This is a genomic window from Streptomyces sp. SL06, from assembly GCF_058244745.1.
Genome location: NZ_JBSYOT010000002.1, coordinates 436,184 through 450,418, shown reverse-complemented (window position 1 = coordinate 450,418; position 14,235 = coordinate 436,184). Strand labels below are relative to the sequence as shown.

The window sequence follows — 14,235 nt, the reverse complement described above, 5'->3', positions numbered from 1 at the left end:
TCCTCGGGGCGCGGCAACGGGACTACTGACGAGTATGAAGCAGCACGCTGCCCGTCCAGGGCGCCCGTGTCGACAGGCGCGGGCACGTCCCGCCGGACTGCCTCCGGCCGGGCGGCGGTCCACCGCTCGGCCCCGTTCAGGCCGGGCGGGCCGGCCCCGTGCTGTCCCGTTCGATCAACCGCGGCACCGGCACCCGCACCGTGCGGGCCGGGCCGCCGTCCAGCAGGGCGGTCAGTTCCGTCGCCGCCGTGCGGCCGAACTCCACGCTGTCCCGGGACAGGGCGGACAGACACGGCCTGACCATGCGGCACAGCGCCGAGTCCTCCCAGGCCACCACGGACACGTCCGCCGGCACCGAGTAGCCCAGTCCGGCCGCGGCGGCGACCCCGGCGACGGCCATCACGTCGTTGTCGTAGATCAGGGCGGTCGGGGGAGCGGGGGCCTCAAGGACCCGGCGGGTGACGGCGGCGCCCTCCGCGTCCGAGTAGTCGGTGGTCACCGACCGGACCTCGCCGAGGCCCCGCCGCCCCGCCTCGGCGCGCAGGGCACGGATCCGGCGCTCGGTGTGGGCCAGGCCCGGCAGCCCGGCGATGTGCACGATCCGCCGGTGGCCGAGCGCGTGCAGCCCGTCCACCAGCGCGGCCATCGCGCCCGCGTCGTCCGCCCACACCGTCGACAGTCCCGGATGCCGCTCGTCCGGCGCACCCCCGATCACCACGGCGGGCAGCCCGAGTCCGTCGAGCAGGTCCGGGCGCGGATCGTCGGTGCGCGGGTCGACCACCAGGACACCGTCCACCCGGTGCTCGGCCCACCAGCGCCGGTAGACCGCGCACTCGTCGTCGACATCCCGCGCCACCTGGAACAGCAGACCCAGATGACGCCGCGCCAGCACCTCCTGGATGCCCGAGACCAGTTGCAGGAAGAAGGAGTCCACGCCGAGGGTGTGCGCGGGCCGCGCCAGCACGAAGCCGACCGTCGCCGCGCCCTCCCCGGACAGCGCGCGCGCCGCCGTGCTGGGCCGCCAGCCCAACTGCTCGGCGACCCGGCGCACCCGGTCCCGGGTGATCTCGGAGACCCCGGGCCGGTCGTTCAGCGCGAACGAGACCGCGCTCTCGGAGACCCCGGCCCGGCGCGCGATGTCCTTCATCGTCGGCCGGCGTGCGGCAGGCCGCTTGGCCGGCATGGACGCCCCTTTCCCCGGGCATGAGCTAAAGCGCTTGAGTGGAGAGATCCTAAAGCGCATTAGTGATCGCGGCAAGTCTCCGGTGATATCCACTCTGACCTGGACTAATGAACTCCGCACTTCTTTAGTTCCGATGAATCCATTGACTTCCCGCGGAATCGCCGTGCATGGTCGCTGCCATCCCACCGTCGACGTCTTCAGGGAGACGTGTCACCGTGCCCACCTCGCGCAGAACACTCGTCGCCGCCGCCATCGTCGCGGCCCTGGTCCTGCCGCTCGGCGCCTGCGGCTCGCAAGACGACGGCGGCGGCTCGGCCGACGCCTCGGGCAAGGTCGAGGGCGACATCGCCTTCCAGACCTGGAACCTGCGGGCCAACTTCAAGGACTACTTCGAGGACCTGATCGCCGGCTTCGAGAAGGAGCACCCCGGCACCCACGTCAAGTGGGTCGACCAGCCGGGCGAGGGCTACGCCGACAAGATCAGCGCCGACGCCGCCGGCGGCACCCTGCCCGACGTTCGTCAACGTCTCCCCGGACCTCGTCGCCCCGCTCGCCGGGGCCGGCCTCGCCCTCGACCTCGACAAGGCCGCCGGCCAGTACGCGAAGGAGTACCTGGACGGCGCCTGGGCCAGCCACCGGATACCGGGCACGGAAGGCACGTACGCCTTCCCCTGGTACCTCAACACCGGCCCGCTCTTCTACAACAAGACCCTCTTCGAGAAGGCCGGGCTCGACCCCGAGCAGCCGCCCAAGACGTACGACGAGGTCTTCGACGCCGCCCTGAAGATCGCCGACAAGACCGGCGGCGAGGTCGCCACGCTCGCCAACGTGCCCACCGTCGAGGACTTCGGCCGCTACGGCGTACCGCTCATGAACGAGGAGGGCACCGCCTTCGCCTTCGACGACGCCAAGGGGGTCGAACTCCTCACCCACTACAAGGAGCTGTACGCCGCCAAGGCCCTCGACCCGCAGGCGCTCACGGCCACCCCCGAGTCCTCCGGGAAGAAGTTCCTCACCGGGGCCGTCGCCATGAACCCCGGCAGCGCGCTGGACCTCGCCAACTTCAAGAAGCAGGCCCCGAGTCTGTACAAGAACATCGGGATCACCGACCAGATCACCAGCACCGGCCACGTCAACATGTACGTGATGGGCCTGATGGTCAACGCCAGGAGCAGCCACAAGCCCGCCGCGGTCGCCTTCGCGCACTACGTCACCGACGCGGCGCACCAGATGTCCTTCGCCAAGCAGGTCGCCATCTTCCCGAGCACCGCCGGATCGCTCGACGACCCGTACTTCACCAAGGAGGACGGCACCGACGAGACCCGCGTCCGGGTCGCCGCCGCCAAGTCGCTGAAGAACGCCGTCAATTACACGCCCGTGCTGTTCAGCGAGCAGATGAAGACCGAGCTGCGCAACGAGGTCGCCAAGGCGCTCCAGGGCAAGCAGAGCCCCAAGGAGGCACTGGACAACGCCGTCAAGGCGTGCGACCGGCTCCTCCAGCAGCAGGGCTGAGAGACCATGGCGAGCCCCACCCTCCCCGGCACCCCGGCCGGCGGCACCCGGCGTGTACGGCGCCAACTACCGGCCAGTCCTTGGCTGTTCGCCGCGCCCGGCCTGCTGATCACCGGCGCGTTCATCCTCTATCCGTTCGTCTCCACCCTCGTCAACTCCTTCACCGACCGCCGCACCCTGGTCCCGGGCGAGTTCGTGGGCCTCGCCAACTTCCGCGAGCTGCTCCACGACGACATGTTCTGGATCGGCCTGCGCAACAGCACCCTGTACGTCCTCGGGGTCGTCCCCGCGCTGGTCCTGCTGCCGCTGCTGCTCGCCCTGCTGGTGCAGAAGAACATCCCCGGCATCACCTTCTTCCGCTCCGCCTTCTACACCCCGGTCGTCGCCTCGATCGTCGTCGTCGGGCTGATCTGGGTGTGGCTGCTGGACGAGCGCGGCCTGGTCAACTCCCTGCTGGAGACGGTCGGCGCCGGTCCGGTCGGCTTCCTGAGCGACCAGTGGCTGATCCTGCTCAGCGCCATGGCCGTCACGGTCTGGAAGGGCCTGGGCTACTACATGATCATCTATCTGGCGGCGCTCGCCAACGTGCCGCGTGAACTGCACGAGGCCGCCGCCGTGGACGGAGCGGGCGCGGTCCGCCGCTTCCTCACCGTCACCGTGCCCGCCGTCCGCTCCACCATGGTCCTGGTCGCGGCCCTCTCCTCGGTCGCCGCCTTCAAGGTGTTCTCCGAGGTGTACCTGATGGCGGGCCCCAGCGGCGGCCCGGCCGGCGAGGACACCACCCTCGTCATGCTCGTCCAGCGCACCGGCACCGGCCTCACCGGACGCGTCGGCTACGCCTCCGCCCTCTCCGTCGTCGTCTTCGTCGTCACCGTCGCCCTGATGCTGCTCGTCCTGCGCGCGGACCGGAAGGAGGAGTCGTGAGCGTCGCCGAAGAGCCCCGGCCCGCCGTCCCAAAGCGGCAACCCGGGATCACCGACGAGCACGGCCGCCGGGTACGGATCTGGGAACTCGCCCTGCGCTACCTGCTGCTGCTCGGCGTCCTCGCCCTGACCATCGGCCCGTTCCTGTGGCAGCTGTCCACCTCGCTCAAGGGCCCCACCGAGGACATCTTCGGCTCCCCGCCGAAGTTCCTGCCCTCCGACCCCACCACGCACAACTACGCGCGGGTCGCCGACACCATCCCCGTCTGGGACTACGCCCTGAACTCGCTGAAGGTCGCCGCCGCCAACGTCGTCACCAACTGCGTCGGCGCCGCCCTCGCGGGATACGCCCTGGCCCGGCTGCGCTACCGCGGCCGGCGCGTCACCACCCTGGTGTTCATCCTGGCGATGCTCGTGCCCGTGGAGGGCATCATCATCGCCCAGTTCACCACCATGCGGGAGCTGGGCCTCAACAACACCCTGGTCGCGGTGGTGCTGCCCGGCTGCGTCAGCGCCCTGAACGTGCTGCTGATGCGCAACGCCTTCCTCAGCCTCCCCTACGAGATCGAGGAGGCGGCCTACGTCGACGGCGCCAACGTCTGGCAGCGGTTCACACGGATCGCGCTGCCCGCGGTGAAGGGCACCCTCGCCGTCGTCGCGATCTTCGCCTTCATGGGCGCCTGGGACGACTTCCTGTGGCCGCTGATCGTACTGAGCGACCCCTCCAAGTTCACCCTGACCATCGGCCTCAACTACCTGCACGGCACCTTCGCCAACGACGAACGGCTCGTCGCCGCGGGCACGATCATCGCCGTGGCGCCGCTGATCGTCCTCTTCGCCTGCCTCCAGCGGTACTTCTTCCGCGGCGTCGGCGAGGGCGCGGTCAAGGGCTGATCCACGTACTTCCTCCCCACAAGGACACCGCATGCCTCCTGCCGTGCGCTTCGGCGTCAACTACACCCCGAGCGTCGGGTGGTTCCACCACTGGCTCGACTTCGACCTCGACTCCGTGCGCGCCGACCTGGACTCGGTCGCCGCGCTGGACGTGGACCACATCCGGGTCTTCCCGCTGTGGCCCTACTTCCAGCCCAACCGCGCCCTGATCCGCGAGCGCGCGGTCGAGCAGCTGGTGGAACTGGCCGACGCCGCCGCCGAACGCGGTCTCGACGTCAACGTGGACGGTCTCCAGGGCCACCTGAGCAGCTTCGACTTCGTACCCGCGTGGACCCGCACCTGGCATCGCCGCAATCTGTTCACCGACCCCGAGGTCATCGACGGCCAGGCCGCCTACCTGCGCACCCTCGCCGCCGCGCTGGCCGGCCGGCCGAACTTCCTCGGCATGACCCTCGGCAACGAGGTCAACCAGTTCTCCGCCGGCCCCCACCCCGACCCGGACCGGGCCACCAGCGCCCAGATCGACGCCTGGCTTGAGCGGATGCTGGCCGCCTGCGAGGAGGGCGCCCCCGGCCGCATGCACCTGCACGCCGAGTACGACGCGACCTGGTACCAGGACGACCAGCCCTTCACGCCCGCCCAGGCCGCCCGCCGGGGCGCCGTCACGGCCGTGCACTCCTGGGTCTTCAACGGCACCGCCCAGCGCCACGGCCGCGCCTCCGTGCCCGGTGAGCACCACGCCGCGTATCTGATCGAGCTGAGCAAGGCCTGGGCCGACGACCCGCACCGCCCGGTCTGGCTCCAGGAGGTCGGTGCCCCCGCGCCCCTCGTCCCCGCCGAGCACGCCGCCGCCTTCACCGAGGCGACCGTCGACAACGCCCTGGACTGCCCCGGCCTGTGGGGCGTCACCTGGTGGTGCTCGCACGACGTGTCCCGGGCGCTGGCCGACTTCCCCGAGCTGGAGTACGGGCTCGGCCTGCTGACCAACGACCGCCGCCCCAAGGAAACGGCACGGGTGCTGGCCCGCGCCGCCCGTGCGGCACGCGAGGGAACCAGGCCCGCGCCCGCCCCGCGCACCACCGCGCTGGCCGTCCCGGCCGACCCCGCCGCGCGCCCGGCCTGCGCCCCCGGCGGCGCCGTCTTCGACGCCTTCTTCCGACTGGTCGCCGACGGCGCCCGCCCGACCACCGTCCTCGACACGCGCGCCGCCGACACGCAGCACCTCGCGGCGCGCGGCATCACCGAGGTCGTCACCCCCGACCAGGTGCTTGACGCCCCGCACCGACCCGACGCCCGCCGGGCGGACACCCGCCCGTGACCTCGCACGGTTCGAAGCGCGCGCGGTGGGGGAGCTGTACCTGACGTCGGCCCCCGTCACCGCGACCCGCCCCCGGCAACCACCCGCCCCCGACCCCGGAGCACCCGCATGCATGACGACCGCAACCTGGTCGAAGCCCGCCTCAAGCGCGTCCTCGACGAGCGCGTCCGCCCCGCCCTCTACCCCGAGTCCGTGCCCCTGGACGTGGCGGTGTGGCACGCGCCGGGCGAGCCCGTGCCGGTCGAGGAGGGACTCGCCGCCGAACCCGAGCCCATCGAGGTGGGCGCCCGCTGGGGAGCCCCGTGGGGCACCAGCTGGTTCCGGGTCACCGGCACCGTCCCCGAGGAGTGGGCCGGGCGGACGGTCGAGGCGCTCCTCGACCTCGGCTTCGACGAGAACATGCCAGGCTTCCAGTGCGAGGGCCTGGTCTACCGGCCCGACGGCACCCCGGTGAAGGGCCTCAACCCGCGCAACCAGTGGGTGCGGATCGGCGCCCCCGCCGACGGCGGCGAGCAGGTGCGCCTGCACATCGAGGCCGCCTCCAATCCGGTCGTCCTCGACTACCACCCCTTCCTGCCCACCCGGCTCGGCGACAAGGACACCGCGGGCAGCGAGCCGCAGTACACGCTCACCCGCATGGACCTCGCCGTCCTCGACGAGACCGTGTGGCACCTGGTGCTCGACCTGGAGGTGCTCGGCGAGCTGATGGCCGAGCTGCCGGTGGACTCGCCGCGCCGCTGGGAGATACTGCGCGCGATCGACAAGGCCCTGGACGCCATCGACCTCCAGGACGTCAACGGCACCGCAGAGCGGGCCCGTTCCCGGCTCACCGAGGTGCTGTCCGCCCCCGCCGTCCCCTCCGCGCACCGCATCAGCGCCGTCGGTCACGCGCACATCGACTCGGCGTGGCTGTGGCCGCTGCGCGAGACGGTACGCAAGGTGGCCCGCACGACCTCCAACATGACCGCCCTCCTGGAGGACGAGCCGGACTTCGTCTTCGCCATGTCGCAGGCCCAGCAGTGGGCCTGGGTGCGCGACCACCGGCCCGAGGTGTGGGCCCGGGTGAAGAAGGCCGTGGCGGACGGCCGGTTCGTGCCGGCCGGCGGCATGTGGGTGGAGTCGGACACCAACATGCCGGGCTCGGAGGCGATGGCCCGGCAGTTCGTGCACGGCAAGCGGTTCTTCCTCGACGAGTTCGGCGTCGAGAACGACGAGGCGTGGCTGCCCGACACCTTCGGCTTCGCGGCCGGCCTGCCGCAGATCATCAAGGCGGCCGGCGCCAAGTACCTGCTGACGCAGAAGATCTCCTGGTCGCAGACGAACAAGTTCCCGCACCACACCTTCCGTTGGGAGGGCATCGACGGCACCCGGATCTTCACGCACTTCCCGCCCGTCGACACCTACAACTGCTCCATGAAGGGCAGCGAGATCGCCCACGCGGCGAAGAACTTCAAGGACAAGGGCGTCGCCCGGCACTCCCTCGCCCCCACCGGCTGGGGCGACGGAGGCGGCGGCACCACCCGCGAGATGATCGCCAAGGCGGCCCGGCTGCGCGACCTCGAAGGCTCGGCGACCGTCGCCTGGGAGAGTCCGCGCGCCTTCTTCGAGAAGGCCGAGGCCGAGAACCCGCAACCGCCCGTCTGGGTCGGCGAGCTGTACCTCGAACTGCACCGCGCCACCCTCACCAGCCAGGCCAGGACCAAGCAGGGCAACCGCCGCAGCGAACACCTCCTGCGGGAGGCCGAACTGTGGGCGGCCACGGCCGCCGTGCGCACCGGATTCCGCTACCCGGCGGACGACCTGGACCGCATCTGGAAGACGGTCCTGCTGCACCAGTTCCACGACATCCTGCCCGGCTCCTCCATCGCCTGGGTCCACCGCGAGGCCCGTGCGACCTACGACCGCGTCGCCGCCGAGCTGAACGGCATCGTCGAGGCCGCCCAGCGCGCCCTGGCCGGCGAGGGCGAGACCCCGCTGCTCTTCAACTCCGCCCCGCACCCCCGGGCCGGCGTCCCGGCGGGCGCGGCCGGCGCCCCCGTCGCCGAGGGCCGCACCGAGCGCACGCCCCGGCCGGGCGGCGGCCACGTCCTCGACAACGGCCTGTTGCGCGTCGAGATCGACGGCCGCGGCCTGGTGGTGTCGGCGTACGACATCGCCGCCGACCGCGAGACCATCGCCCCGGGCACGGCGGGCAATCTGCTCCAGCTCCACCCCGACTTCCCCAACATGTGGGACGCCTGGGACGTTCGACGAGTTCTACCGCAACACGGTCACCGACCTCACCGACGCCGACGAGATCGCCCCCGGCGACGACGGCGCCTCGGTGCGGATCGTCCGCTCCTTCGGCTCCTCCCGCGTCACCCAGGTACTCACCCTGGCACCGGGGGAGCGGCGGCTGGAGGTGGACACCGAGGTCGACTGGCACGAGACGGAGAAGTTCCTCAAGCTCGCCTTCCCCCTCGACGTGCACGCCGAACGGTACGCGTCGGAAACCCAGTTCGGGCACTTCCACCGGCCCACCCACACCAACACCAGCTGGGAGGCAGCCAAGTTCGAGGCCTGCAACCACCGCTTCGTCCACCTGGCGGAACCGGGGTGGGGCATCGCACTGGTGAACGACTCGACCTACGGCCACGACGTCACCCGCACCGTCCGCACCGACGGCGACGCCGGTACCACTACCACGGTCCGGGTCTCCCTGCTGCGCGCCCCGCGCTTCCCCGACCCCGAGACCGACCAGGGCGTGCACCGGTTCCGGCACGCGCTGGTGCCGGGCGCGGACATCGGCGACGCCGTCCGCGAGGGCTGGCGGATCAACCTGCCCGAGCGGCGGGTCACCGGCGCCGGACAGGTCGCGCCGCTGGTGACGGTCGACCGGGACGCGGTCGTGGTCACCGCGGTCAAGCTCGCCGACGACGGCAGCGGCGATGTCGTGGTCCGCTTCCACGAGGCCCACGGCGGCCGGGCCGGGGCCACCCTCACGGCCGGCTTCCCGGTCGCGGGCGTCGCGGTCACCGACCTGCTGGAGCGCCCGCTCGCCGGACAGGAGCCCGCGGTCGAGGCCGACGGCGACCGGATCGCCGTACGGCTGCGCCCCTTCCAGCTGATGACCCTGCGCCTCACGCGCGCGTAGCGCGACCCGCGGGCCCGGGGAGCCGGGCCCGCGTCGCCCGACAGGTCTAGTACCGCTCCGGCACCCGGCTCAGCCGGGTCGGCGGCAGATAGTCCCGTACATACGTCCGCTCCCAGCACGCGCCCGTCTCGCGCAGCTCGCGCCATGTCGTGTAGCGGTACCGGAACAGCCGGGCGCGCACGAAGCGCGGCGGCGCGTCGGGCGGGAAGGGGGAGCGGCGCAGGAGCTTCAGCGTGGCGGGGTCGTTCTCCAGCAGCCGCTCCACGAAGGTGCCGAACCACGATCCGGCGTACCCGGGGGACAGCGCGGCGAACCACATCAGCCAGTCCAGCCGCAGATGGTACGGCGCGAACTGGCGCGGCCAACGGCGCGGATCGCCGGGCTTGCCCCTGAACTCGTACTCCCGCCAGTGCGAGTCCTCGCGGGCCACCTCGTCGGCGGTGCCCTCGATCACCACCTCGTAGCGGACCCGGCCGACCGTCCCGAACGCGCCGTAGGTGTTGACCAGGTGGAGGGAGTCGAAGGAGCGGTTCATCACCTGGCCCCGGGAGATCATGTTGCGGACCGGCCGGTGGCTGAGGAACACCAGCAGTGCCGCCGCCGCGAGGACCACGGCCTCGTACCACAGCGGCGCCGCGGACACGGCCGGCGGATCGGCCGGGAACCGGACCGCCGACAGGGCCAGCACGATGGTGATCCAGTTCAGCCAGGCGAAGTTGCCCGACAGCACCAGCCACAGCTGGGTCACGATCATCAGCGCCGCGGCGACCGTCGCGACGGGCTGCGGGGTGAAGAGCAGGAAGGGCACCACGAGCTGCGTGACGTGGTTGGCGGCCACCTCGACGCGGTGCAGGGGCCGGGGGAGGTGGTGGAAGAACCAGCTCAGCGGACCCGGCATCGGCTGGGTCTCGTGATGGTGGTCCAGACAGGTGAGCCTGCGCCAGCACTCGTCGCCGCGCATCTTGATCAGCCCCGCCCCGAACTCGACCCGGAACAGCAGCCAGCGCAGCAGGAACAGCACGACGACGGGCGGTGCCACCTCGTCGTTGCCCAGGAACACGGCGACGAAGCCGGTCTCCAGCAGCAGGGACTCCCAGCCGAACGAGTACCAGGTCTGTCCGACGTTGACGATCGAGAGGTACAGCGCCCACGGCACCAGCCACAGCAGCATCGCGCCCCACAGCGGCAGCAGCGAGTCCAGCCCCGCCAGCAGCGCCGCCGACACCGCGCAGCCCGTCCAGGCGCAGACCGCGAAGAAGCGGTCCGAGTAGTGCAGCCGGAACAGGCTCGGCGCCCGGGTGAACGGCACCCCTTCGACGAAGCGGGGCACCGGCAGCAGGCCCCGCTCGCCGATCAGCGCCCGGAACTGCCGGGCCGCCGCGAGAAACGCGACCAGATACACGGCGGCCAGGCCCCGCTGGAAGACCAGCCGGGCCGGCCAGTAGTCCGGTGCGGCGAACCACTCCACGGCCGCGCTCCTCTCGTACGGTTGCGCTCTGTGTACCCCGGTCGGGCACGGGTCGGTCATCGGTGGCCCCGGGCGGCGGAACAGGAGTCGAAGAATCGGACGAACCCTGGCAAGGTGGGGACCATGGCTGATCGGGGAGCGAGTGACCAGTCACTCGCGGACGACTGGCCCGCCCACCCGGACCCGATCCTGGCGCTCAACCGCATGGGCAGCTTCGACTGGGACCTGGACACCGGACTGTTCCACATGGACGCCCAGGCCCACGAGGTGTTCGACCTGCGCCCGGAGGAGTTCGACGGGCGGCCCCAGTCGCTGTCGGCGCGTGTCCCCACGGCGGAGAGCCGCCGGATGGACACCATCGTGGCCCAGGCCATGAAGGACGGCAGCGAGAACTACGGCACGTATTTCCGGCTGCGCCGCCGCGACGGCACCCTGCGCTGGACCCGCACCCAGGGCTACATCCGCCGCGACGAGACCGGCCGCCCCCGCCGGATCATCGGCATCGTGCGCGACGCCACCCAGGAGGTCGGCGACATCCAGGGCCGCCGCGAGCAGGACGCGCAGGACGAGGCCCGCCGCCGGCTCACCAACGTCGTCCAGCTCGCCACCGCCGCCCTCGCGCACGCCCGCACGGTGGACGACGTCATCGACGTCCTGCGGGACACCCACGGCCTCACCCGGCTCGGCGCCACCAGCCTGGTGATGGGCCTGGTGGAGGCCGGCCGCATCCGGCTGGTCGCCGACGGCCCCGAGAACAGCTTCGTCCCCGGCACCCGCGTCACCCGGATCGACGAGCCCTACCCGATGAGCGAGGCCGTACGCACCCTCAGCCCCCGCTTCATCGAGTCGCCCGAGGACTTCGCGGAGCGCTACCCGCTGCTGTGGAAGCACATCACCCACCTCGACATCACCGCGGCCGCCTACCTGCCGCTGATCGCCCAGGCCCGGCCGATCGGCGCCATCGGGCTGCTCTACAGCGACCGGCGCGGCTTCTCCCCGCAGGACCGCAACGTACTCGTCGCGCTCGGCAGCGGCATCGCGCAGAGCCTCCAGCGGGCCATGCTCTACGAACAGGAGATGGACCTCGCCGAGGGCCTCCAGCAGGCCATGCTGCCGCGCACCATCCCCAGCGTGCCCGGCTGCGACGTGGCCGTCCGCTACCGCGGGGCCTCCATCGGCGGCGACTTCGGCCGGGACATCGGCGGTGACTGGTACGACCTGATCCCGCTGCCCGGCGGACGCGTCGGTGCCGTCATCGGCGACGTCCAGGGCCACGACACGCACGCCGCCGCCGTCATGGGCCAACTGCGCATCGTGCTGCGCGCCTATGCCGCCGAGGGCCACCCCCCGGCCACGGTGATGGCACGGGCCTCGGTCTTCCTGCACGAACTCGACACCGACCGCTTCGCGACCTGCCTGTACGCGGAGGTCGACCTCGGCACCGGTGTGGTCCAGGTGGTCCGCGCCGGACACATCGACCCCCTGCTGCGGTACGCCGACGGCTCCTGCCGTCAGGTCTTCGTCGAGGGCGGGCTGCCGCTCGGCCTGTCCGCCGAGTTCGGGCGGCTCGTCTACCCGGTCGCCACCCTCGAACTGGACCCGGGCAACACCCTGCTGCTGTGCACCGACGGTCTGGTCGAGCAGCCCGGCGCCGACCTCGACGAGGGGATGCAGGTCCTCACGGCGCTGATCACCTCCGGACCGCAGGACGTACGGGACCTCGCCGACCGGCTCATCGACGTGGCCGACGAACGCCGCGGCGACGACGATGTCGCGCTGCTTGTGCTGCGCCGCCACGGGCTGGGCGCCCCCCGGACCTTCGGCCGGGTCCAGCAGCACGTGTCCCCGGGCGACCCCGAGGCCCTCACCGAGGCCCGGCACATGATCCGTGCCGCGGTCCGGTCCTGGGGGGCCAAGGACCAGAGCGACGAGATCGAACTGGTCGCCGACGAGCTGATGACCAATGCCCTCATGCACACCGAGGGCTCCGCGGTCGTCACGCTGCGCCTGCTCACCGGGACCGACCGGCGGCTGCGGGTCGAGGTAGAGGACTCATCGAGCGCCCTGCCGCGGCGCCGCGAGGTCGGGGAGGACGGGGTCTCCGGGCGAGGGCTGCTCCTGGTCGACACGCTCGCCGACCAGTGGGGTGTGGAGGCGCGCGGCGGCGGCAAGTGCGTGTGGTCCGAGTTCGTGGTGCCCCACCGCGCGGACTGATCCGCGCTGACATCGCCCGCCCTCGGTGGCACCCTGGACACATGCCCGAACTGCCCGAGGTCGAGGCGCTCAGAGATTTTCTGACCGAGCACCTCACCGGTCGCGAGATCGTCCGTGTCCTGCCCGTGGCGATCAGCGTCCTGAAGACGTACGACCCGCCGCTCACCGCCCTGGAGGGCCACCAGGTGGCCGCCGTGCACCGCTACGGCAAGTTCCTCGACATCGAGACCGCCGGCGGCCCGCATCTGGTGACCCACCTGGCCCGCGCGGGCTGGCTGCACTGGCGGGACAGCCTTCCCGGCGGCCTGCCCCGCCCCGGCAAGGGCCCGCTCGCGCTGCGCGTCGCCCTGGAGAGCGGGGCCGGCTTCGACCTGACGGAGGCGGGCACGCAGAAGCGGCTCGCCGTGTATGTCGTGGCCGACCCGCGGGAGGTGCCGGGCGTGGCCCGGCTCGGGCCCGACCCGCTCGCCGACGGCTTCGACGAGGCGCGCTTCGCCGCGCTCCTGGACGGCGAGCGACGGCAGCTCAAGGGCGCCCTGCGCGACCAGAGCCTGATCGCCGGCGTGGGGAACGCCTACAGCGACGAGATCCTGCACGCCGCGAGGATGTCCCCCTTCAAACTGGCCGCCTCGCTCACCGACGAGGAGACCGCGCGGCTGTACGCCGCCCTGCGCGGCACGCTCACCGAGGCGGTCGAACGCTCCCGGGGCGTCGCGGCCGGACGGCTGAAGGCCGAGAAGAAGAGCGGACTGCGGGTCCACGGCCGGGCCGGCGAGCCCTGCCCGGTGTGCGGCGACACCATTCGCGAGGTGTCCTTCAGCGACTCCTCGCTCCAGTACTGCCCGACCTGTCAGACCGGCGGCAAGCCGCTGGCGGACCGCAGGCTGTCCCGGCTGCTCAAGTGAGGCTCACCCCGGCGGCAGCGTCACCAGGTGTTTCCCGTCCGAGGTCCGCACCTCGTAGCGGGCGATCTCGTCGGGATGCAGGGCGGCCCCGCCGTGCATCGTGTTCGGCCGGGCGTCGTGCCCGGGGACGTTCCAACTGGTGACCGTCTGCTCCGTGCCGTCGCGGCCGACGGCGATCAGCCGGCACGAGCGCGGCCCCGCCCCGTCCTTGACCTCGAGTTCCACCTCGGTGCCCCACACCTCGTCCTCGGTCGTGAGCTGCGCCCACACCCCGGAGCGCTCGTCGGTCGCGGTGACCCGCACCGCCGAGTCGGCCTGGCCCGCCCAGAGCACGACGCCGGGGCCCGCCACGGCGCACACGATCGCGGCGGCCACGGCGTACAGCATCCGCCTGCGGCCCGCCCGGTGCCGGGCGGCCACCTCGGACAGCAGCCGGTCGAGGAGTCGCGGTCCGGGCCGGGTCAGCGGGCTGACCAGTCGGGGCGTGGCCTGCCGGTAGAGCATCAACTGACGTGCGGCGGGGCCGAATTCGGTCACCTGGGCCGCGCACCGGGGGCACTCCATGAGGTGGTCCTCGAAGCGGAACGCGTCCGCCTCGTCCAGCACGCCGAGCGCGTAGGCGCCGACGTCACGATGCCTTTCCAGGGACCTCATGCCGAATCCTCGTGCCGTTGGGTGCGGGTGG

General features: G+C 72.0%; 9 protein-coding genes and 2 pseudogenes. 8 read left to right on the top strand and 3 right to left on the bottom strand.

The genetic code is table 11. From position 1 onward, the window contains the following. Positions 1-136: 136 nt before the first annotated feature. Positions 137-1,183, bottom strand: coding sequence for a LacI family DNA-binding transcriptional regulator (locus AC4IHM_RS02500; protein WP_490865436.1), 1,047 nt, complete (start codon positions 1,181-1,183; stop codon positions 137-139). A 215-nt stretch (positions 1,184-1,398) separates the two neighbouring features. On the opposite strand from AC4IHM_RS02500, the pseudogene AC4IHM_RS02495 reads away from it, so the two are divergent. From AC4IHM_RS02495 to AC4IHM_RS02470, 6 genes and pseudogenes are all read left to right on the top strand, one after another. Next, positions 1,399-2,695, top strand: a pseudogene (locus AC4IHM_RS02495) (ABC transporter substrate-binding protein). A 6-nt stretch (positions 2,696-2,701) separates the two neighbouring features. Further along, the gene (locus tag AC4IHM_RS02490; protein WP_490865435.1) at positions 2,702-3,619 is read left to right on the top strand and encodes a carbohydrate ABC transporter permease; all 918 of its coding nucleotides are present in this window, start codon (positions 2,702-2,704) and stop codon (positions 3,617-3,619) included. Continuing rightward, complete coding sequence (locus AC4IHM_RS02485; protein ID WP_490865434.1) at positions 3,616-4,512, top strand: carbohydrate ABC transporter permease; 897 nt, start codon at positions 3,616-3,618, stop codon at positions 4,510-4,512. Before AC4IHM_RS02490 ends, AC4IHM_RS02485 begins: the two co-directional genes overlap by 4 nt. A 31-nt stretch (positions 4,513-4,543) precedes the next feature. Beyond that, positions 4,544-5,830, top strand: a complete 1,287-nt coding sequence (locus tag AC4IHM_RS02480) for a glycoside hydrolase 5 family protein (RefSeq protein ID WP_490865433.1) — start codon at positions 4,544-4,546, stop codon at positions 5,828-5,830. Between the two features lie 108 nt (positions 5,831-5,938). After that, positions 5,939-8,501: pseudogene (locus AC4IHM_RS02475) on the top strand (alpha-mannosidase); the annotation flags it as partial. Positions 8,502-8,573: 72 nt separating this feature from the next. Beyond that, positions 8,574-8,963, top strand: a complete 390-nt coding sequence (locus AC4IHM_RS02470) for a glycosyl hydrolase-related protein (RefSeq protein ID WP_490870740.1) — start codon at positions 8,574-8,576, stop codon at positions 8,961-8,963. 46 nt (positions 8,964-9,009) lie between these two features. On the opposite strand, the gene AC4IHM_RS02465 is transcribed toward AC4IHM_RS02470, so the two are convergent. Continuing rightward, positions 9,010-10,431 (bottom strand): lipase maturation factor family protein, encoded by a 1,422-nt coding sequence (locus AC4IHM_RS02465; RefSeq protein ID WP_490865432.1) that lies wholly within the window; start codon positions 10,429-10,431, stop codon positions 9,010-9,012. A gap of 123 nt (positions 10,432-10,554) precedes the next feature. On the opposite strand from AC4IHM_RS02465, the gene AC4IHM_RS02460 reads away from it, so the two are divergent. Further along, positions 10,555-12,645: a SpoIIE family protein phosphatase gene (locus AC4IHM_RS02460; protein ID WP_490865431.1), complete on the top strand. Its 2,091-nt coding sequence runs from the start codon at positions 10,555-10,557 to the stop codon at positions 12,643-12,645. A 41-nt stretch (positions 12,646-12,686) separates the two neighbouring features. Next, positions 12,687-13,550, top strand: a complete 864-nt coding sequence (locus AC4IHM_RS02455) for an Fpg/Nei family DNA glycosylase (RefSeq protein ID WP_490865430.1) — start codon at positions 12,687-12,689, stop codon at positions 13,548-13,550. Positions 13,551-13,553: 3 nt separating this feature from the next. Here the strand turns inward: AC4IHM_RS02455 and AC4IHM_RS02450 are convergent, their stop codons facing one another. Beyond that, a complete protein-coding gene (locus AC4IHM_RS02450; protein WP_490865429.1) occupies positions 13,554-14,204 on the bottom strand; it encodes a zf-HC2 domain-containing protein in 651 nt (216 codons plus the stop codon). Between the last annotated feature and the right edge of the window lie 31 nt (positions 14,205-14,235).